The sequence below is a fragment of the Pseudomonas sp. NY15435 genome (assembly GCF_048068295.1).
Classification (GTDB): Bacteria; Pseudomonadota; Gammaproteobacteria; order Pseudomonadales; family Pseudomonadaceae; genus Pseudomonas.
In genome coordinates this window covers 228,983-249,415 of record NZ_JBLUQA010000009.1, presented here as the reverse complement: position 1 = coordinate 249,415, position 20,433 = coordinate 228,983, and the positions used below count along the sequence as shown (strand labels likewise).

Here is a 20,433-nt window from a genome sequence, read left to right as displayed (position 1 = left end):
ACTTAGAAGTTGATGCCGACCGACAGCGAGACGAAATCGCGATCGCCGCGGTTGCCGTAGTCGCCATCGAAGTAGTTGGTGTAGGAAATGCCGGCGGTGTAGGTGCTGTTGAAATCCGCATCCAGCGACAGGCCGACCGCCTTGGCACCCTCGTTGAAGCCCGAGACCTCCGCCGGGGCGTAGCCCTTCACGTCGTGGGACCATGAGATACCGGGCTTGAGGTCGATGCCGGCGATGGCGTTGGCGTAGCTCCAGATCGCCCGCGCGCGGTAGCCCCAGGAGAACGACGTGACGAAACCCTCGTTGTTGCAGTTCTGCGGCGTCGCCGAGTTGGCGATGCACACGGCGTTGTTGGCCAGTTCGCCGGAGCCGAAGGTGCTGTTGCGCCCATAGCGCGGGCCGCCGTGGCCCTCCAGGCCGCCGACGAAGGTGGCGCCCACCTCGCCCACCAGCACCAACTGGTCGGCGCCCATGACCTGGCTGACGGTCTGGGTAGCGGTCATCTGCGCCTGGGTCACTTCCTTGCGGCGGTAGCCGTCGGCGGCATTGCTGTCGGCATAGGCCACAGCGCCGCTGTCATACAACGGTGTGCGCGACGGGTCGCCCAGGCCGGACTGGATCAGATCCGGGCCGTTGAATTGCAGCGGCAGGTTCGGCCGGTAGCTGATCTCGCCCTGCAGCGCGGTGCCGCTGGACAACGTCGTCGCGAAGGTCAGGCCGTACAGGCGGATGTCTTCGGGGTATTCGACGAAGTAACTTGAAGTCCCCATGCGCAGCGCATCGGTCAGGGTCTTGCCGGCGCTGCTGTTCATCAGGCCGTTGCAGGCCGCGCCAGAAAGGCCAAGGTTGCCGCACAGCTGGGGGACGAAATTGGTATTGGTCAGGTACGGACTGCTGATCGAACCGGTGTACGGCAGACGGCTGTGGTAGTTGGCCGCGTAAGCGCCGAACTCCGTGTCCAGGGCCGGCACGAACCAGTGCAGCGACAGACCCCACTGCCCGCTGTTGCGCGCGTCCCGGTCGGCAGCGCGTTGCAGGCGAATGCCCTCGCTGGTCAGATCGACGCCGAACGGCGATAGCGCACGCACCGCGGCGGCGTTGCCGGTAAGGTTCTTGCCTACGTCCAGGCCGTAGCACCCGTCGGGGATGTAGTCGTTGCTGGAGAAGAAGGTGCCGCAGTTGTCCAGGTTGGTCTGTTCCCAGTCCAACTGGTAGAAGAAATCCGCGGAGAGGTTTTCGCTGAGGTTCTGGGTGACATAAAACAGATTCACCGGCACCAGTGCGTCCTTCACCTCCGAGCCCGGCCGGCGGATAGCCGACAGGTTGGTCGGATTGACCACGTTCAGGCCGCCCTGGATGAAGGTGCTTTCGCCCCAGTTCACCACCTGTTTGCCCAGGCGCACCGAGCCCGGTTCATCGGCGATCTGGAAGTTGTGGTAGACGAAGGCGTCCAGCAACTCGAAGCCGGCGGACTTGTTGGCGTTCTTGCGTCCGGCGTCCTCGACATCCTTGAAGCGCTGGCTCTCGTCGCGCAGGGCGTAGTCGTACCAGTAGCTGCCGCGCAGGAACACGCCGCTGTCGCCATACTTGAGCTCCAGATCGTGGCGGCCCTTGAATATCTTCGAGAACACGTCGCCAGCGCGGTAGTTGCGACGACCGTCATCACCCGAGGCGCTGCGCATCAGGCGCTGTTCGGGGTTGTGGGTGGACATGCTGGCGCCCAGCGACAGCGCGGAGTCGAGCTGGCCCTGGATTTCTCCGATTTCGAAGTTGTAACCCCAGGCAGAATGGCAGGTGCAAGTTGCGACCAATAGCCATGAGCCTCGCACCATGATGCGAACTTTCGGCGTCATCACTCTTATCCTCTTTATTTTTTTCGAGCGATCTTCAGGCAATACAAATCCTTCTCGAAATCACTTTAAGCAACATGAGGTATCGAGCGTAGGTGTTTGTATTATCTGGGTATTTGTATTAGAAGAATTATTCTTCGAATGAACTTCCAGAAGACTTTGCGGATTGTTGGCTTATCGTTACCGGCCCTTGATTTGCGGGGATGGCTCGATACTAAATAGCCCTCTGCCGACGAACAAATATCGTCTTCAGATGGGCCCCATATCAAACCGGCATGGCCGGACAAGGCACGACGATGACCCTCAAGCAGTTGCGTTACCTGATCGCCATCGCCGAGGCCGGTAGCTTTTCCGCCGCCGCCCGCAAGGCCTATATCGCCCAGCCGGCGCTCAGCCGCCAGATCGGCATGCTGGAGAGCGAACTGGAAGTGCAATTGCTGCTGCGCCAGCACGACGGCGTCGATCTCACCGACGCCGGCCGGCGCCTCTACGAGGTGGCCCGCTCGGTGGTGCAGAAGATCGATTCGGTGAAGGACGAGCTGATGTCCAGCCGGGGCGACCCGCGCGGGCGGGTGTCGGTGGCCATCCCGGTGACCACCTCCGCCCTGCTGCTGCCGGCGATCATCCAGCGCGTGCAGGAGAAGTTCTCCGGCATCGACCTGGTGGTGCGCGACGGTCTGAGCAAGGAAGGCGGCGAAGCCATCGAACTGGGCAAGGTCGATTTCGGCATCGTGCCCAATGCCGAGGAACTCGAAGGAGTGGTCGCCGAGCCGATCTTCGTCGAGCAGCTCTATTGGGTCGGGCGCATGCCGCTGGGAAGCGAGGGAGAGAGCATCACCCTGGCCGAGGCGCTGAGCCAGCCTCTGGTGATGCCGCCGCGCGGCATGCACCTGCGCCGGCGCATCGAGCAGGCAGCCATGGCAGCGGGGCTTGAGCTGAATGTGAAGTACGAGCAGCAGTCCGCTTACGGCATCACGGGCCTGGTGACCAGCGGGCTGGCGGCCTCCATCAGCAACTGGCCGCCAATCGAGGTGGGCTCGCAGTCATTGGCGCGGCGCATCGTCGAGCCGCAGATCGAACGCACCATTTCCATCGCCCACTCGGCGCACAAGCCACTGAGCTTCGCGGCCTCGTGCGTGCACGATCTGGTGCGCGAACTGCTGGTGGAAGCGGTGCGCAACGGAACGTGGAAAGGCGAGCTGATCGAGCGCTCGCCTCTGCCAGCGGTCAAGCTGGACGATTGACCGCCAGCCCCCGCATCGTCAACCGGCAGCGGCCAGTTCGCCGGAGAGCTGTGCCCGCGAGCGTTGTGGGCGTAGCCAGGCCAGCCCGACCAGACCGGCGACCACCAGCAGTACGCCGCTGACCGCGAAGCCATGGGCATAGCCGGCACCATCCAGGCCACCGGAGCGCTGCACGAGGAAGCCGGTGACGATAGGGGCGCTGAGCCCCGCCAGCGAGGCGAAGGCATTGCCAATCGCCAGGATGCTGCCCCGCTGTGCGGTGGGCGTGACTTCCGCCAGCATTGCCGGGCCCACCGAGTACATCACCAGCGCCAGGCCGCCGCTCAGGGTCATGTAGGTCATGCGCAGCGCCACCGGCAGGTCCGTCAACAGGCTGATGGACAGCACGCCACTGGCCACCAGGCATGCCGAGACGAACACACCCCGCGCGATCCGCGACGATAGACCGGCGCGCAACATGCGCTGCGACAACCACGCCATGAACAGGCTCAGCGGCATGGTCACCAGGACGAACAACCCGAACAGCCGCCCAGCGTTCATGGCGCTCAGGCCCAGGCCGCTTTCCAGGTAGGCCGGCACCCAGGTCAAGGTCAGCGCCAACGACCAATTGGCGGCGAAGTGGCAGAAATAGTTCGCCAGCACCGTGCTGTCAGCCAACAGGCGACGGTACGGCAGACGCTCGCCAGAGCCCTGCCCGCGTGGCGTCTCGCCCAGCCGCCCTTCCTGGCCGAAGAAGAACCAGGCCACGCACCAGATGGCGCCGAAGATCGCCAGTACCGCGAAGTTGCTGCGCCAGCCGTAGTGTGTGCTGATCCAGGGAATCATCAGCCCGGCGATCAGCAGGCCCATGGCACTGCCCGAATGCAGCAGCGCCACCGGCAGGCTGCGGCGCTCGTCGGGGAACCACTTGTACAGCGCATGGGTGGCGACCGGCGACGCCGGCCCCTCACCCACGCCCAGCAGCACCCGGCAGGCCACCAGCGTCCATAGCGAAGTGGCATAGAGCATCGGTAACTGCACCAGTGCCCAGAAGGCCCCCATGCCCAGCAACAGCCAGCGGGTGGAGCGGCGGTTGGCGAGGAAGCCGCCCACCACCGCGGAGATGGAGAACAGCCAGTGCAGGCTGCCGCCAACCAGACCGAACTCGGCAGGAGTCAGGTTCAGCTCCTTCATCATCGGTACCGCAACCAGACCGGTGACCACCTTGTCGAGGAAGTTCACCAGCATCATCGCCGCCAGCAGAAAGGCGACCGTCCAGGCTCGGCGGGGCTGGTAGGCATTCTCTTTAGCAGAAGAATCTTGCATGTCGCTGATCTCTCTTGTTCTTGTCGGGTGCTGCGTCCGCGCTTCCACGTCCCGCCGGTCAATCGGGCATCAGGATGCCCTTGGCGATGGTGTTGCGCTGGATTTCGCTGGTCCCGGTAAGGATGCGCATCATACGGGTGGCGCGGAACAGCCACTCCACCGGATGCCCGTTGATCAAGCCGGCGCCGCCGTGCACCTGCACCGCACGGTCGGCAATGCGGAAGGCGGTTTCCGAGCTGAATACCTTGCACATCGACGATTGGGTACGGATGTCGCCGCCCGCGTCGTAGCTGGCCGCCGTGGCGTACATCATGCTGCGCGCGGCATACAGCTCGGTGGCCATGTCGGCAATCATGTGGCTGACCGCCTGGAACATGCCGATTGGCCGGCCGAACTGCACTCGAGAACGGGCGTAGTCCACCGACAGGTTCAGCGCCAGCTCCGCCATGCCGAGCATCGTGGCGCAGTGCAGCAGGCGGTTGAGGGTGATGCGCCCCATGGCAAGCTTGAAGCCCTTGCCTTCCTCGCCGATGCGGTGCGCCACCGGCACCTCAACCCCTTCGAGGAGGATGTCACCGTGGGTACCGGGGCCGGACATGGCCTGGTAATCGGACACCACCTGCGCGCCGGGCGCGGCGAGGTCGACGAAGAACGCCGAGATGCCCTCGGCGCCCTTGCCTGGCCCGGTCACTGCCAGCAGCACGGCGAAGTCCGCGTAGGGCGCGCCGGAGATATAGCGTTTCGCGCCGTCGAGCACGTAGTGATCACCCTCCAGACGCGCGCTGGTCTTGATCGCCGTGGCGTCGGAGCCAGCCTCAGCCTCGGTCAGGGCGAAACACACGGCCTTCTCGGCACGGCACACCGGGCGCAGAAAGTGGTCGATCTGCTCCTGGCTGGCCACCCGGAACAGATGGCCCACCCGCGGCGGACCGCTCAGCTCGCCCAATACGTGAGCGGCCAATACCGCGCCGCTGCTGGCCGCGGCCTCCTTCACGGCGCACAGGTCGGCAATACCCAGACCGGCGCCCCCCAGCTCCTCAGGCAGCATGATGTTGTAGAAGCCGCGCTCGCAGGAGCGCTTCCACAGGTTGCGCAGCAGTTCGCGCGGGTGCTTCTCGCCGAAGCGGATACCCTCGCGCTGCTCCAGCGGCAGCAGTTCTTCGCGGATGAAGCCGCGCAGGTCGTCGATGATCGCCTGTGCCTTGGCGCCGGGTTGAATCGCGTGCATGGTCATTCTCCCTCTCAGATCCGACGTTCCTGGTGCTGCCAGTAGGGTTCGCGCACCAGGCGGCGCACGACCTTGCCGTTGGGGTTCTTCGGCAGCTCGCGGACGAAGTCCACGCTGCGCGGCTTCTTGAAACCGGCCAGTTGCGCGGCACACAGCTCGATGATCCGCGCCTCGTCCAGTTGCATGCCGGGCTTGAGCACCACCACTGCCTTGACCGCCTCGCCCCACTGTTCGTCGGGCACGCCCACCACCGCCGCTTCGAAGATTTCCGGCAGGCTGTAGAGCACTTGTTCCACCTCGGTCGGGTAGATGTTGAAGCCGCCGGAAATGATCATTTCCTTCTTGCGGTCGACGATGAACACGTAGCCGTGCTCGTCCACCGTGGCGAGGTCGCCGGTGAGGTAGTAGCCCTCGCGCATGACCTCCGCAGTGAGCTCCGGCGCCTGCCAGTAGCCCTGCATGATGTCCGGCCCGCGCACGACGATCTCGCCGATCTCCCCGGGCTTCACATCCTCGAAGTCCTCGTTGACCACCCGCAGGTCGGTGTCGAAGTAGCAGCGGCCACAGGAGGCCAGGCGTTTGGGATCATCCAGCGCCGCGATGTGGTCCTGTTCGGTAAGCACCGTGACCAGCGAACAGGTCTCGCCGGCGCCGTAGCCCTGGGCGAGGATCGGCCCGAACACCTGCATGGCACGGCGCACCAGCGCCGGGGCCATGGGCGCGGCGCCGTACATCACCAGGCGCAGGCTGCTCAGCTCGTAGGTTTCCACCCCGGGGAAGTTCACCAGCCGGTTGATCATCGCCGGCACCAGGAACAGCCGGGTGACGCGCTCGCGCTGTATGGTTTCCAGCAGCAGGCGGTCGTCGTAGCGCTCCACCAGCAGGTTGCAAGCGCCGGCGGCAAGCAGCGGCATGATCTGCATGCCGCTGGCATGGGTGATCGGGCCGACATGAGCCATCACATCGCCAGGGCCGGAACGGCCCGTCGGGCTGGCGATACTCTTGCGTACCAGCGCCTTGCGGTTGCCGACACTGAGCATGGCGGCCTTGAGCACGCCGGAACTGCCGGAGGTGTAATGCAGCACCGCCAGGGCGTCGTCCGCCGGGTCGCAACTGATGTGAGCATCGCAGCCACGCTCGAGCACCGCCTCGTAGGGCACATCGGCGCCTTCGGCAGCCAGCGGGACGATCAGTTTCAGATCCGGCAGTTCGGCTCGTCGCTGGTCGATCAGCGTGGCGAAAGAGGCATCGGCGATCACCGCCTGGCTGCGTGAATCTTTCAGCACGCTAAGCACTTCATCGGCGGCCAGGCGCGCATTGATCGGCACCTTCACCATGGCGTTCTTGTACAGGGCGACTTCCGCCTCTACCAGTTCGGCCCGGTTGGGCGCCAGGATCGCCACGTGGGCGCCCTGCTCCAGTCCCAGCGTGAGCAGCCCGGAGGCCAGGCGATTGGTACGGCGTTCGAGATCGGCGAAGGTGATGCGATGACGTGAATCGACCACGGCCTCTCGGTCAGGCCAGTAAAGCGCACTGCGGCGCAGGATTTTACCCAGGTCCACTTGTTGTTCTCATTGTCAGGGGAGACGGGCGAAATCCTAAGATCCGTGCGCCGCGCGCGGCCAATACCATAGGTCGATGCCGGCCATGCCGGAATGCGATGGCCCCTGTCAGCAGGCATTGCCAGTCAGTCCAACGGCGGCTCCTGGGCGACCCCACGCGGCCCGGCAATCCCCCAGATCACCAGCCCCAGCACCGGCAGGATGGCAATCAGCAGGGACCATAGCGCCTTTGCGTTAACGCCCTTGTCACTGCGGAAGATGCTGAGGATCGCCCACAGATCCAGCAACACGATGATGGTCGCCACGGCGATCCAGAAAACACTGAGCAATGAAGACATGACCCGGCCCCTTCTCACGGGGCAGGAAATTGCCCCTCTCCCGGCAGGCCCCGCCCGAGGCCCAAGGTTCAACCAGAAGGACCATCGTCCAGGCGCCGAACCGTTCGTCCCTCGCACTGAACACCGCGCGGCGCGCTCCAGTCATTCGTGAAGGCACCCATGAAAACGGGCGCCGGTCACTCACTGCTCGCCAGACACAAGAGGTGACGAAAGATGGGCTGGAATGATCATCGCGACGTAGAACGCTCCGAGGGGCTTCGCCGCCTGCTCGAAGAAGGTGCGCTGGAGGTCGACAGCAGCCAGGAGATCCTTGCCCGCTACATCCTCAACCACGGATTCGCCGCGCTTTCCGAAGCGCAACAGCAGGAGTTCCACGAGCAGTTGCTGCCGCTGCTGGACCGCCGCGATCGCGGCGAGGGGTTGATGCCACAAGGCGACCTCGATCCGGCGATCGACGATCCCGAGCTGGTCAGCTCGCAGATCAACGACCCAGGCAACGAAGACCCCGGCTCGCTCATCGAAATGGAAGTCGAGGAAGGCTTGCGCCCGGACCGGCGAACCCGCCACTGATGCTTATCCACGAGGCCCGAGGAGGACGCCATGACCTTTCCCCTGACCCACTTCTTCACCCACCCGGAAACGGCCTGGCACGAACTGCGCGACAACGCCGACCAGCACCCGGCAGCCTACCTGCCGCTCTGGTTGCTGATGCCGTTGTTACCGGCGGTGTGCCTGTTCATCGGCACTACCCAGGTTGGCTGGCGCCTGCCGGGGAATGAGGAAACCCAGTTACTCAGCCTTGCCAGCGGCGCGCTTCTCGCCTTCTGGTGCTATGCCGGCCTGGTGGCGGGGATTGTGATCATCGCGTACCTGACCCGCTGGGTGCTGTTCCGCACCGAGGTGCGCCCCGACCTCAACCGCAGCATGGGCTTTTCCACGGCCGTGGCGCTGCCCCTGATGCTGGCCGGGCTCGCCGCCCTGCTGCCATCGCGCTGGCTGCTGCTACTCGCCGCCGGGGCGGCCACGCTGTATTCGGGCTGGCTGCTGTTCATCGGCCTGCCCATCTACATGCGCCTGACGCAGCGCAGCGCGGCGTTCTATTCAGGCTGCATCCTGGGGCTGGGATTTCTCGCCCTGCTGACCACCGCCTTCGCCTTCCTGGAATTGTGGGGACAGACCATGATGGGGACGGGGGAGTATCTGCAGGAGTAACTCACCCCTCGCAGGTCGCGTTCATGAGTGCAGGAGCAACTGTCTTTCTCTGGTAAGTCCTTACCTATGCATCCCCTCACCCCAGCCCTCTCCCGGAGGGAGAGGGAGCAGTCCGAGCCGACTGACGCAAAGGTTTCATCCTGCACCAAACAGTCCCCTCTCCTCCTGGGAGAGGGTTAGGGTGAGGGCAAAGCCGAGCACAGTACTTTCACTCAGGAGAGGACTCTTCCTCGATCCGGCCGGCAGGCCGGTCTGAACCTGCCGTCCATCGAGCAGACACGGGGCGCGCCCGCACGAAGGTCAGGCCGATCGCGGATGAAGTCCGCTGCTACGCGACAGGCATACCAGTAGGCTCATTGCTCCGGTCGTGGCACCGGCTCTTCCGGAGGCTGCTGCATGGGCACCTCTTCGGGGAAGTCCTCGGGAATCTGGCTTTCGCGATCCGGCGGAGCCTCCTGCGGATCGGGGCGTTGGGCGTGGAAAGTGGTGTTCATGGCAAATCCTCCGATAGCGCGGGCGGTCACCTTTGGGCGCACCGCGCTCGCGGAGGTTCGGTTTTTCTACCTGTCGGCTCCCTTCACCATCAGGAGCAGGGCCAGTAGCTGGTCGCGGTCGAACGGTTTGGGCAGGCGCATCACCGACTCGGCCAGGGTATCCAGGCGCCCGGCGTACCCGGTGGTGAGCACGCAGGTCAATGCCGGATATGCCTGACGCACATGCTGGATCAGCAGCATGCCGTCCATGTCCGGCATGGCGAAGTCGGTGATCATCAGGTCGTAGCTCGACTGCTCGAGCAACTGCATGGCGGCGCGCGCCGACTCGCTGCGCGCCACCTGGCAGCCCAGGTCCGCGAGCAGCGCGCTGGTGCCGGCCAGCACCAGCGCATCGTCGTCCACCACCAGTACCCGCAAACCGATCGGCTCGTCGAGGGTGGGCGGTGCCGGCACTACTCGCGCGACGCTGGGCAACTCAGGCTCCGCTTTCACCCGCACCGCCGGCAGCCAGATTTCCGCCGTGGTGCCCAGCCCCGGCGAGCTGCGCAGCAGCAGCGCTCCGCCCTGCTGCTGGGCCAGGCCATGGACGATGGACAACCCCAGCCCCGTGCCCTTGCCGGTGGGCTTGGTGGTGAAGAACGGCTCGGCAGCGCGTCGCAAGGTGTCCTCGTCCATGCCCTGCCCTGAGTCGGTGACCGCCAGGCACACGTAATCCCCCGGCGCCAGCTTGCCGCTCTGCCGCGGCCCGACCTGTGCGTTACGCGCCGAGAAGGTGATGCTGCCGCCACTGGGCATGGCATCGCGGGCGTTGGTGGCGAGGTTGATGATCGCCAGTTCCAGCTGGTTCTGGTCACTCAGCACACAGTCCAGCTGTAGCGGGAAGCGGGTTTCCAGGCTGATGGTCGGGCCCAGGGAGCTGACCAGCAGCTCGCTCATGTCCTGCAGCAGCGCCGGCAGCTGGATCGGCTGCGGAAACAGCCGCTGCTTGCGGGCGAAAGCCAGCATCCGTTGGGTCAGCTGGGCACCGCGGCGGGTCGCCTCCAGTGCGTTGCGCCAGATGGCCTGGACCTTCTCGTTGTCCTTGGGCAACTGCCGCTCCAGCAGCTGCAGCCCGCCGAGAATCACCGTCAGCAGGTTATTGAAGTCGTGGGCAACGCCGCCGGTGAGCTGGCCGAGGGACTCCATCTTCTGCGACTGGATCAGCTCGTCACGGGCACGCTCCAACTCTTCCTGGGCGCGGCGCTTGTCGGTGATGTCGCGGGTGATCTTGGCAAATCCCAGCAGCTTGCCGGTGTCATCGAACACCGGATCGATGACGATGTTGGCCCAGAAGCGCGAGCCGTCCTTGCGCATCTGCAGACGCTCTTCCTCATAGCGTCCCTCGGCCAGCGCAGTGCTCAGGCTGGCCTCGGGTACACCGCCCAGGCGATCTTCGTCGCAGTAGAAGCAGTCGAAACGGCGGCCGATGATCTCTTCGGGGTGGTAGCCCTTGATCCGCTCGGCGCCGGAATTCCAGCTGGCGACGTTGCCCTCGGGGTCGAGCATGTACAGCGCATAGTCGGTAACGCCGTTCACCAGCAGGCGGAACTGCTGTTCGCTGCGCCGCAGGGCCTGTTCGGTCTCGTGCTGCTCGGTGCGGTCACGGGTGATCTTGGCAAACCCCAGCAACTCGCCGGCAGTATTGCGGATGGCGTCGATCACCACGTGGGCCCAGAACGAGCTGCCGTCGCGGTGCAGGCGCCAGCCTTCGCTCTCGTAGCGACCGACCCGCGCCGCCTCGTCCAGGGCCAGCTCTGGCAGACCGGCTGCGCGATCCGTCGGAGTGTAGAAGCGCGAGAAGTGCTCGCCGAGGATTTCGTCGGCGGCGTAGCCCTTCAGGCGTTGCGCCCCGGAACTCCAGCTGCTGACCCTGCCATCGGGATCGAGCATGTAGATCGCGTAATCGGTCACCGCCTCGACCAGCAGGCGGTAGCGCGCGTCTTCGACGAGTTGGGCGGTGCTGGCAATGGTCTCTGGCATGAAATCCGAGCTCCCCTGGCTCATTGGAGCAAAGCATAGGCACGGCCATCCTACCCCGACTGCCGCCGGACGGCGTCACTGGCGGTACGCCCGGCACAACCCGTCTGCGTTCCAGAGCGCTGGGCTACCGACCAGGCCGGGCCGCAGCCCCGCGGCCAGCCAACCGCCTGGCGGAAAACCCGCTGATACTTCGCGCAAGCCGCGAATTCCGTGGTCCATGACACAACCCCCCGGATGTCCATGCCCGGGGAATCGTGCAACGAGCACAGGAGACTGCGGATGAGCGTTGACCCCGAGCGTTTCGCCAACGACTACCAGAGCGCCCTGGTGGAGGTGGCCCTGCCCGCCTTCGCCCGCGCCAGCGAATTTGCCCGTGAACACGGCCTGGAATGCAGCGTGGAGCTGTTGGACGGCCGCCGCGACCTGCCGGAACTGCGCCTGAAAGTCCGCCATTCCTGCCACGACGCCGAGTGCATCTGCCGTATCAGCGCCGACCCGCAGACCCAGCGGCTATGCCACGAAAACCGCTGCGGGGCGACTGAAGCCGACGTGCAGCAGGTGATCGGCTCGCTCGCCTCGCTCAACGAGATGGTGCTCGATACCCGCCTGCTGGAATTCTTCCAGAGCTCCTTCGCGCTGCATCTGGACTACGCTTCCGAACGGCACGCCGGGGGCTTCTGGTAGACCGCGCGGCAGAATGACGAAGCCCCTTGTCCGCACGCCGGACAAGGGGCTTTTTGCAGGGTGCGATCAGCCCTCGAGCTTCTGCTTCAGTGCCGCCAGGCCATCGACATAGATGCCGGTGAACAGGGCAGAGGCTTCGGCGTCGCTGATGCCTTCGGGAGTGAAGGAGCCGAACCACTCCACGCGCACGCCTTCAGCCTCCGCCCCCGGCAGCACGCGCAGGGTCGACTGGTAGTCGCGCACCGGCGCCGGCCCCTGGAGGATGGTGTAGCTGTAGCTGCGCTCGGCTTCGTTGAAGTCCAGCAGGCGCTCGATGATGGTTTCGCCGGCGACACTCTTCAGGGTGCGCACACGGCCACCCTCGCTGAGCGCGCTCTGCGGAATGAACGGCAGCCAGTCGGGCAGCGAATCGAAGCCGCCAATGAGTTGCCAGACCTGGTCGATATCGGAATTGAGGTCGATGAATGCTGTGGCCTTGGCCATGATGTTTCTCCCGGGGCGTTCGCCCCATTGATTCGATGATCGGGGTGGAGCGCCGGGCCAAAAGGCCCGGCGGCGAAGGTTCAAGCGGCAGGTACGGGGGCCAGCGCGCTGATCAGGCCCTGGGCGCGCAGGTCGTTCCAGAACGCGGCCGGGATCACGGCACTGAGCGCGGCATGGTCCTGGTTGGCGTGCAGCGGGCGGGTCGAGCCGGGGATTGCCGCGACCACGGCCGGATGGGCCAGGGCGAACTGCAGCGCGGCGGCTTTCACGTCCACCCCATGGTCACGAGCCACGGCGCGGATCCGCTCCAGCTTGGCCAGCACGGCCGGGCTGGCCTTCTGGTACTCGAAGTGCTCGCCACCGGCGGTCACGCCGGAGCTGTAGGGCCCGCCGACGACAATGCCGACACCCTGCTCCACCGCCTGCGGCATGACCCGCTGCAACGCGCGCTCATGGTCCAGCAGCGAGTAGCGACCGGCGAGCAGGAAGCCATCCGGACGCGGTTCGTCCAGGTCCAGGGTCAGTTCGATGGGCTCGACGCGGTTCACGCCCAGCCCCCAGGCCTTGATCACGCCTTCTTCACGCAGACGGGTGAGCACGCGGAACGCACCCGTGCGGGCGATCTCGAACTGGGTCAGCCACTCGTCACCGTAGAAGTCCTGGGCGATGTCGTGGATCCAGACGATGTCCAGGCGGTCGGTGCCCAGGCGCTTCAGGCTGTCCTCGATGGAGCGCAGGGTGGCGTCGGCGCTGTAGTCGTTGACGATGCGGTTGCGATTGCCGTGTTCGAACAGGCCGCTTTTCTCACCCAGTTCGCGGGCCGCTGGGTCTTCCAGTTCGTCGAGGATGATGCGACCGACCTTGCTGCTGAGGACGTATTCGTCACGCGGGCGGTTGGCCAGCGCGGCGCCCAGACGGGATTCGGACAGGCCGGCGCCGTAGAACGGAGCGGTGTCGAAGTAGCGCACGCCGTTGTTCCAGGCGGCATCCACGGTAGCCTGCACTTCTTCAACAGGCACGTTGCGGAACATGTTGCCCAGCGGCGCGGTACCGAAACCAAGGCGGGTGGGGATCAGGGATTTGAGACTCATCAGGAGGTTCTCCGGGTTGGGGGGAGTCGCTTGTGAACTCCAGTGGCGACAATCCTATGCCCGCCCAACCGAGACCGTCCAAGTCATAATTCGACAGACTTGAGACCTAAATTATCATCAAGTCCTTTCCAACGCTCTCTCAGACCTTGGCGCCCGCCAGCACCATTTCACGGAAGTCGCCCACGATCGGACGCAGGTCGACACGATGCCAGGCCGCCCACAGCCCGGTGCTCTGCCCCAGCCACGGCAGTTCGCGCAGCACCACATTGGGATTGCTCTCGCCACCGATACTCTGCTGGATCAACGCCAGGCCCAGGCCCGCCGACACCAGGCCGATAGCGCTCAATGGCTCGGCGGCCTCCAGGCGGATCTGCGGGGTGAAGCCAGCCGCCACGCAACTGGCGAGGAAACGTTCTCTGCGGTTCGGCTGCAACTGGCCCTCCACCATGATCCAGTCCTGTTCATGAAGGTCGGCCGGCTCGATCTGCGGCTTGTCCGCCAGCGGGTGATCCAGCGGCAAGGCGAGGTGCAGCGGGTCGTCGAACACTGGCGCGGCGAGCAGATCCGGATCGTCCTCGGCCGGTGGCTCGCAGACCAGGGCGACATCCAGGCTGCGCTGGCGCAGGCCCTCGAACTGCTCCTGGGCCGACAGGTTATAGAGTGCGATGTGGATGCCCGGACGCTCCTCGCGCACATGGCGCAGCGCCTCGGGCAGTACGCCGGCATGGATGGCGTGGCTGACATAGCCGATGCACAGCCCACCGGTCTCGCCCCGACCCAGGCGACGGCCAAGTGACTCCAGGCGCTCGGCGTGTTTGAGCAGCGCCTTGGCCTCATGCAGGAAAGTGCGCCCGTCGGAAGTCAGGCGCAGGCGCTGCTGGCTGCGTTCGAACAATTGCAGGCCGAGACGCTCCTCCAGCTGGGCGATCTGCCGGCTCAGCGGCGACTGGGAAATGTGCAGCGTCTCCGCCGCCTTGCCAACGTGCTCGACTTCGGCCACGGCGACGAAATAACGGAGTTGTCTGAGATCGAGCATAGACCCTCAAGGACTCAAGTATGTCGAATTAAGTTATGTACGATCTTACAAGCCACTCCTAGCATGGCGCCATATCCAGACGATCATCGGCGCATCCCGCGCCTCCTGGATGAGGATTGAAGACATGCAGATCGATCTCGGCGGCAAGACCGCCATCATCAGTGGTTCCACGGGCGGCATCGGCCTGGGCATCGCCCGCCAGCTCGCCGCTTCCGGCGCCGACGTGGTCATAGTCGGGCGCAATGCCGCATCGGTGGACGAAGCCGTGGCTGGCATCCGCGCCGCCAATGGCAAGGCTCGCGGCGTGGTCGCGGACCTGGGTAACGTCGCCGGTGCAGACGTACTGTTTGCCGCCGAACCCCACGCCGACATCCTGGTGAACAACCTGGGCATCTATAACGATGTCGATTTCTACGAAACCCAGGACCAGGAATGGCTGGACTTCTACGAGATCAACGTGCTGTCCGGCGTGCGTCTGGCCCGCCACTACACCCCCGGCATGGTCGAGCGTGGCTGGGGCCGGGTGATTTTCCTGTCCTCGGAATCGGGCGTCGCCATCCCCGCGCAGATGATCAACTACGGCGTCACCAAGGCCGCCAACCTCGCCGTTTCCCATGGCCTGGCCAAGCGCCTGGCGGGCACCGGCGTGACCGTCAACGCCATCCTCCCCGGCCCGACCTTCACCGAAGGCGTGGCGAACCTCGTGGCTGACGCCGTGCGTCAGTCCGGCCGCAGCGCCCGCGAGGAAGCCGACGCCTTCGTCCGCCGCGAACGTCCCAGCTCGATCATCCAGCGCGTCGCCGAAGTCGACGAAGTGGCAGCGCTGGTGACCTATGTCGCCTCGCCCTACTCCTCCGCGACCACCGGCGCAGCGTTGCGTGTGGATGGCGGCGTAGTGGACAGCCTGGCGATCTGATGCAGTCTGAGTCGCAACAAGCCCCGGCAGATTCGCCGGGGCTTTTCCTTGCATCTAGGGAAAATCGCAAAGGTAGAAGGGCCTGAACACAAAAAAGGCCGTCTCCTCGGGAGACGGCCTTGCTGCGCAGGAAGTAATGCCGTTCAGGCCGTCAGGCGCGGGTAGTCGGTGAGGCCGTGGGCGCCGCCGCCGAACAGGGTTTCACGCTGGTGCGTATTGAGCGGTGCGCCCAGGCGCAGGCGTTCGGGCAGGTCGGGATTGGCGACGAAGGGCCGGCCGAAGGCAATCAGGTCCGCCCAGCCTTCATCCAGCGCGGCGACAGCACGCTCGGCGGTGTACTTGCCGGCGTAGATCAGCGCGCCGGGGAACACTTCGCGCAGGCGACGCTTGAACGCCAGGGGCATGTGCGGGGCATCGTCCCAGTCGGCTTCGGCGATGTGGATGTAACCCACACCGATTTCGCCCAGCAGGCGGGCGGCGGCCACGTAAGTGGTTTCAGGGTCGGCGTCGGAGCAACCGTTCAGGGTGGTCAGCGGCGCCAGGCGGATGCCGACACGGCTCTTGTCGCCGGTACCTTCCACCAGCGCCCGTGTTACTTCAGCGAGGAAGCGCAGGCGGTTCTCCAGCGAGCCGCCGTACTGGTCGGTGCGGTCGTTGACGTTGGAGTCAATGAACTGGTTGACCAGGTAGCCGTTGGCGGCGTGCAGTTCGACGCCGTCGAAACCGGCGGCCATGGCGTTGCGCGCAGCCTGGCGGTACTCGTCGACGATGGTGTGGATTTCCTCCACTTTCAGCGCACGCGGCTTCGAGGCCTGGACAAAGCCGGGAGTCCCATCGTTCTCGGCGACGAACACGTTGACGCCTTCCGCCTGCATCGCCGACGAAGACACCGGCGACTGGCCGTCGAGCAGGCTGATGTGGCTGAGCCGGCCGACATGCCAGAGCTGGGCGAAGATACGCCCGCCGGCCGCATGCACCGCCTGGGTGACCTTGCGCCAGCCGGCGACCTGGGCCGGGGTGTGGATGCCCGGCGTCCAGGCGTAGCCCTTGCCCAGCGGCGAAATCCAGGTGCCCTCGCTGACGATCAGGCCGGCGCTGGCACGCTGGGCGTAGTACTCGGCCATCAGCTCGTTTGGCACATCGCCCGGCTGGCTGGCGCGCGAGCGGGTCATCGGCGGCATGACGATGCGGTTGGGCAGTTCAAGGCCACCCAGGGAATAGGACTGGAACAGTGGGGATGCGTTGGCGGTCATGGTGGACTCCTTCAGCGGCAAGCGGCGCGATCAGGAAGTCCGTGGGAGCGTTGGCGAAGCACCGCGAACCACTCGATCGCTCGAATGGAAAGCAGTCTGCGGGCTTTGCCGGCGGGGATTAAGACGCTGTTTCGGCAAAATCATTTGATTCCCGCTCACGAATGCAAGCTGGGTTGCTTCCTTGGCAGTGGCGTAATTCTCAACCCTGGCTGGCGATGGCGCTGGCGACCTGCAGATCACTCGCGGGCGACTGCGGATGCTCCTGGCGATACAAGCGCAAAGCCTGTTCCAGCTGCGCACCGTGGATCTGCCCGGCGGAAGCTACAAAGGCCAGCGCGTCGTCGCGGGCCTGCTGGTAAGCGCGCGGCGCCTGGCTGCTGGACTCGCTGATGGCAGCCGTGCCGAGGCTGGTGCCCACGGTGAAATGATCGGACGAGTTGCCCTTGCCATCCATGGCGCTGGCCGGGCCGGCGATAGCCAGCAACAGGACGAGCGCCCTGCCCTTCAGCATCCGCAGGCCATCGGACGTGCAGTCCAGCCCATGCGCATCTCGGGGTGCCCGGTGTGTTCGTCTTCACGCTCCTCCAGCACCACGAATCCATGCCGCTGGTAAAAGGCCACGGCGCCGGCATTGGCCGAATACACCGCCAGTTCCAGCATCGGCAGATGAATCTTGGCGTCGCTCAGCAGGTGCGAGCCCAGCCCCTGGCCCTGGCATTCCGGGGCGACGAACAGCGCGGCCAGCGCGCCGTCATGCAGGCTGTAGAAGCCGCTGATGCAGCCGTCGCTCTCGACCACGCGCGAGGCGGCGGCGGGCAGGTAGACCTCGCGCATGTCCTGCAGGCGCTGCTGCCAGAAAGTGCCATCGATGAAGTGGTGAGCCTGCTGCGAGGCACGCAGCCAGATATCCAGCACCCGGTCCATGTCGTCGTCGCGAAAGTCACGGATCAGCATCGGCAGTCGTCTCCCGGTTCGTTGAAGTGCTCATGGCGTGGCGGGCGGCATCCTACACAAGCGATCACCGCTACGCTTCCCCGCGAACTGCCACCAATCGTCGCACCTTCTTATTGTGGTCCCGTCGGTACCTTCCAGATGTCCTGGGCGTACTCGCGGATGGTGCGGTCGGACGAGAACCAGCCGACGCGCGCGGTGTTGAGCATAGAAGCTTTCCACCAGCGCGCGGGTTTTCTCCAGAGTTGCTCGACGCGCTCCTGAGCCTCCCAGTAGGCGTCGAAGTCCGGGCAGACCATGAAGCGGTCATCAAAGCGCAGGCTGTCCACCAGCGCCGTGTAGCGCTGAGGGTCATCGGGTGAGAAAACGCCGCTGCCGATCGCCATGAGCGCCTCGTGCAGGCGCGGCGAATCGGCGATCTCGCCATGCATCGCCAGTTCACCTGTGCGCTTGCGCGCCTCTACCTGCTGCGCCTTGAGGCCGAAGATGAACATGTTCTCCGGGCCGATACGCTCGCACATCTCGACGTTGGCGCCATCCAGCGTGCCGATGGTCAGCGCGCCGTTGAGCGCGAACTTCATGTTGCTGGTGCCCGAGGCTTCCAGGCCTGCCGTGGATATCTGCTCGGAGAGATCAGCCGCCGGGATGATCGACTCGGCCAGGCTGACGTTGTAGTTGGGGATGAACACGACTTTCAGGCGGCCGCGTACCGTCGGGTCACTGTTGACCACGCGGCTGATGTCGTTGGTCAGCTTGATGATCAGCTTGGCCAGCACGTAGCTGGGCGCCGCCTTGCCGGCGAAGATCTTCACCCGTGGCACGCGGTCGGTGGTCGGGTCGTTGCGGATGTCCTGATACAACGCCACGGTATGCAGCAGGTTGAGCAGCTGGCGCTTGTATTCGTGGATGCGTTTGACGTGCACGTCGAACAACGCGTCGGGGTCTATGCGCATGCCCAGGCGCTCCTCGATCAGCGCAGACAGGCGCTCCTTGGCGTTGCGCCGCTGCTGGGCAAAGCGCTGGCGCACGGCGGGCTTCTCGGCCTGCGCGGCCAGGTCGCGCAGGCGCTTCTCGGGCTCGTCCAGCACGTCCTCGCCCAGGGTGTCCACCAGCAGCTCGGTGAGCTCCGGGTTGGTCTGGAACAGCCAGCGGCGGAAGGTCACGCCGTTGGTCTTGTTGCTGATGCGGTTCGGGTAGAGCCGGTGCAAGTCGCGGAACACCGTCTCGCGCATCAGTTCGGTGTGCAGCGCGGAGACGCCATTGACACTGTGCGAGCCCAGGAACGCCAGGTTGCCCATGCGCACGCGGCGCCCGTGATCCTCCTCGATCAGCGAGACCGAGCGCAGCAGGCTGAAGTCGTGGATGTCCTTGGCGCGCAAGGCGTCGATGTGGAAAGCGTTGATCAGGTAGATGATCTGCATGTGCCGCGGCAGCAAACGCTCCATCAGCCCCACCGGCCAGGATTCCAATGCCTCGGGCAGCAGGGTGTGGTTGGTATAGGACAGGGTCGCCACGGTCAGTTCCCAGGCTTCATCCCAGTCCAGGCTGCGCTCGTCCAGCAGCAGGCGCATCAGCTCGGCCACGGCGATGGCCGGGTGGGTATCGTTGAGCTGGATGGCCGCCCGCTCGGGCAGGCCGTAGACGTCCTCGCCCTTGCCCAGGTGGCGTTGCATCAGGTCCTGCAGGGATGCGGCAACGAAGAAATACTCCTGGCGCAGGCGCAGCTCCTGGCCGGCTTCGGTGCTGTCCGCCGGGTAGAGCACGCGGGAGATGCTTTCGGCGCGCACGGTATCGGCCACCGCGCCCAGGTGATCGCCAGCGTTGAAGCGGTCGAGCTTGAGGGTTTCCTCGGCGCGGGCGCGCCACAGGCGCAAGGTGTTGACGCTGGCGTTGCGCCAGCCGACCACGGGCATGTCGTAGGCCACCGCGCGCACGCGTTCCGCCGGCTCCCAGCGCTGACGCTCCACGCCATTGGCGTCCGGCTCGCTATGCACGATGCCGCCGAAGCCGACGCTGAAGCTGGATTCGGGCCGCTCGAACTCCCAGGGGTTGCCGAAGTCCAGCCAGGTTTCGGTGTGCTCCTGCTGCCAGCCATCGCCGATTACCTGCTTGAACAGGCCGTGCTCGTAGCGAATGCCGTAGCCGTGGGCGGGGATGTCCAGCGTCGCCATGCTTTCCATGAAGCACGCCGCCAGGCGCCCGAGGCCGCCGTTGCCCAGCGCCGCGTCGGGCTCCAGCAGGCGGATGCGCTCCAGGTCCACGCCCAGGTCAGACAGCGCCTGGCGCGCCACTTCCAGCAGGCCGAGGTTGCTCAGATTGTCGATCAGCAGGCGGCCGATGAGGAATTCCAGGGACAGGTAGTAGACGTGCTTGCGCGCGCTGCGGTCGATGGCGCGGGTGGTCTCTTCCCAGTTGTCCACCTGGTACTTGCTGGTGGCCAGGGCCACGGCTTCGAACCAGTCGTGGTCGAAGGCGTCGGCCGGGTCCTTGCCCACGGCGTAGCGCAGGCGGGTGAGCACGGCGTGCTTGAAGGTTTCCACTGCCGACTGATCGGGAATGCTGTCCAGGGCCATTGGCGTCTCCTTTTCCTGTCGGTGACTGTTTGCCGGGGCGCGGCGCGCAAGGCGCCCCAGTGCATCTGTCCGCGCAGGAATCGGGGAGTTCAGACCTTTTCTCCCATCGGTACGGCCCGCTCATCAGAAACGCCGAACGTTTGGCGACGAGCGGTTTCTTCCCCATGTGGCCCGCGTTTTCGGGGCCAGGTGCG

19 protein-coding genes are annotated in these 20,433 nt (G+C 65.3%); 5 read left to right on the top strand and 14 right to left on the bottom strand.

The features are described 5' to 3' along the window. Nucleotides 1-2: 2 nt before the first annotated feature. A complete protein-coding gene (locus ACNFH5_RS21935; protein ID WP_416749655.1) occupies nt 3-1,832 on the bottom strand; it encodes a DUF1302 domain-containing protein in 1,830 nt (609 codons plus the stop codon). A gap of 314 nt (nt 1,833-2,146) precedes the next feature. Between ACNFH5_RS21935 and ACNFH5_RS21930 the strand changes: the two genes are divergently transcribed. Then, a complete protein-coding gene (locus ACNFH5_RS21930) occupies nt 2,147-3,094 on the top strand; it encodes a LysR family transcriptional regulator (RefSeq protein WP_416749592.1) in 948 nt (315 codons plus the stop codon). Nucleotides 3,095-3,112: 18 nt separating this feature from the next. Here the strand turns inward: ACNFH5_RS21930 and ACNFH5_RS21925 are convergent, their stop codons facing one another. The 4 genes from ACNFH5_RS21925 to ACNFH5_RS21910 all read right to left on the bottom strand — a co-directional run bounded on the left by ACNFH5_RS21925 (nt 3,113) and on the right by ACNFH5_RS21910 (nt 7,527). After that, complete coding sequence (locus tag ACNFH5_RS21925) at nt 3,113-4,399, bottom strand: MFS transporter (protein ID WP_416749590.1); 1,287 nt, start codon at nt 4,397-4,399, stop codon at nt 3,113-3,115. Between the two features lie 58 nt (nt 4,400-4,457). Next, on the bottom strand, nt 4,458-5,627 hold the full coding sequence (locus tag ACNFH5_RS21920; RefSeq protein ID WP_416749588.1) for an acyl-CoA dehydrogenase family protein: 1,170 nt from the start codon (nt 5,625-5,627) through the stop codon (nt 4,458-4,460). A gap of 14 nt (nt 5,628-5,641) precedes the next feature. After that, nucleotides 5,642-7,189, bottom strand: a complete 1,548-nt coding sequence (locus tag ACNFH5_RS21915; RefSeq protein ID WP_416749586.1) for an AMP-binding protein — start codon at nt 7,187-7,189, stop codon at nt 5,642-5,644. 125 nt (nt 7,190-7,314) lie between these two features. Continuing rightward, on the bottom strand, nt 7,315-7,527 hold the full coding sequence (locus ACNFH5_RS21910) for a PLDc N-terminal domain-containing protein (RefSeq protein WP_416749584.1): 213 nt from the start codon (nt 7,525-7,527) through the stop codon (nt 7,315-7,317). A 213-nt stretch (nt 7,528-7,740) separates the two neighbouring features. Here ACNFH5_RS21910 and ACNFH5_RS21905 point away from each other — a divergent pair, with 213 nt between their 5' ends. Together ACNFH5_RS21905 and ACNFH5_RS21900 are read left to right on the top strand one after the other, a co-directional pair. Continuing rightward, nucleotides 7,741-8,097 (top strand): hypothetical protein, encoded by a 357-nt coding sequence (locus ACNFH5_RS21905; RefSeq protein ID WP_416749582.1) that lies wholly within the window; start codon nt 7,741-7,743, stop codon nt 8,095-8,097. A 30-nt stretch (nt 8,098-8,127) separates the two neighbouring features. Beyond that, nucleotides 8,128-8,739: a Yip1 family protein gene (locus tag ACNFH5_RS21900; RefSeq protein WP_416749580.1), complete on the top strand. Its 612-nt coding sequence runs from the start codon at nt 8,128-8,130 to the stop codon at nt 8,737-8,739. Between the two features lie 353 nt (nt 8,740-9,092). Here the strand turns inward: ACNFH5_RS21900 and ACNFH5_RS21895 are convergent, their stop codons facing one another. Both ACNFH5_RS21895 and ACNFH5_RS21890 read right to left on the bottom strand, forming a co-directional pair. After that, nucleotides 9,093-9,233, bottom strand: coding sequence for a hypothetical protein (locus ACNFH5_RS21895; protein ID WP_416749578.1), 141 nt, complete (start codon nt 9,231-9,233; stop codon nt 9,093-9,095). A gap of 66 nt (nt 9,234-9,299) precedes the next feature. After that, nucleotides 9,300-11,252 (bottom strand): PAS domain S-box protein, encoded by a 1,953-nt coding sequence (locus ACNFH5_RS21890; protein WP_416749576.1) that lies wholly within the window; start codon nt 11,250-11,252, stop codon nt 9,300-9,302. Nucleotides 11,253-11,531: 279 nt separating this feature from the next. Between ACNFH5_RS21890 and ACNFH5_RS21885 the strand changes: the two genes are divergently transcribed. Next, entirely contained in the window at nt 11,532-11,936 is a 405-nt protein-coding gene (locus ACNFH5_RS21885; protein ID WP_416749575.1) for a hypothetical protein, read from the top strand. A 66-nt stretch (nt 11,937-12,002) separates the two neighbouring features. On the opposite strand, the gene ACNFH5_RS21880 is transcribed toward ACNFH5_RS21885, so the two are convergent. The 3 genes from ACNFH5_RS21880 to ACNFH5_RS21870 form a co-directional block, all read right to left on the bottom strand. Further along, nucleotides 12,003-12,419, bottom strand: a complete 417-nt coding sequence (locus ACNFH5_RS21880) for an SRPBCC family protein (protein WP_416749573.1) — start codon at nt 12,417-12,419, stop codon at nt 12,003-12,005. Between the two features lie 80 nt (nt 12,420-12,499). After that, a complete protein-coding gene (locus tag ACNFH5_RS21875) occupies nt 12,500-13,510 on the bottom strand; it encodes an aldo/keto reductase (RefSeq protein ID WP_416749571.1) in 1,011 nt (336 codons plus the stop codon). A 139-nt stretch (nt 13,511-13,649) separates the two neighbouring features. Further along, nucleotides 13,650-14,546 (bottom strand): LysR substrate-binding domain-containing protein, encoded by an 897-nt coding sequence (locus ACNFH5_RS21870; RefSeq protein ID WP_416749569.1) that lies wholly within the window; start codon nt 14,544-14,546, stop codon nt 13,650-13,652. 124 nt (nt 14,547-14,670) lie between these two features. Here ACNFH5_RS21870 and ACNFH5_RS21865 point away from each other — a divergent pair, with 124 nt between their 5' ends. Then, nucleotides 14,671-15,462: an SDR family NAD(P)-dependent oxidoreductase gene (locus ACNFH5_RS21865; protein WP_416749567.1), complete on the top strand. Its 792-nt coding sequence runs from the start codon at nt 14,671-14,673 to the stop codon at nt 15,460-15,462. A 143-nt stretch (nt 15,463-15,605) separates the two neighbouring features. Here the strand turns inward: ACNFH5_RS21865 and ACNFH5_RS21860 are convergent, their stop codons facing one another. From ACNFH5_RS21860 to ACNFH5_RS21845, 4 genes are all read right to left on the bottom strand, one after another. Next, nucleotides 15,606-16,715: an alkene reductase gene (locus tag ACNFH5_RS21860; protein WP_416749565.1), complete on the bottom strand. Its 1,110-nt coding sequence runs from the start codon at nt 16,713-16,715 to the stop codon at nt 15,606-15,608. Nucleotides 16,716-16,914: 199 nt separating this feature from the next. Beyond that, a complete protein-coding gene (locus ACNFH5_RS21855) occupies nt 16,915-17,226 on the bottom strand; it encodes a DUF2388 domain-containing protein (protein WP_416749563.1) in 312 nt (103 codons plus the stop codon). Then, entirely contained in the window at nt 17,220-17,669 is a 450-nt protein-coding gene (locus ACNFH5_RS21850; protein ID WP_416749561.1) for a GNAT family N-acetyltransferase, read from the bottom strand. The genes ACNFH5_RS21855 and ACNFH5_RS21850 overlap by 7 nt, the downstream gene beginning before the upstream one ends. 110 nt (nt 17,670-17,779) lie before the next feature. Beyond that, nucleotides 17,780-20,239 (bottom strand): glycogen/starch/alpha-glucan phosphorylase, encoded by a 2,460-nt coding sequence (locus ACNFH5_RS21845; protein ID WP_416749560.1) that lies wholly within the window; start codon nt 20,237-20,239, stop codon nt 17,780-17,782. Nucleotides 20,240-20,433: the final 194 nt, after the last annotated feature.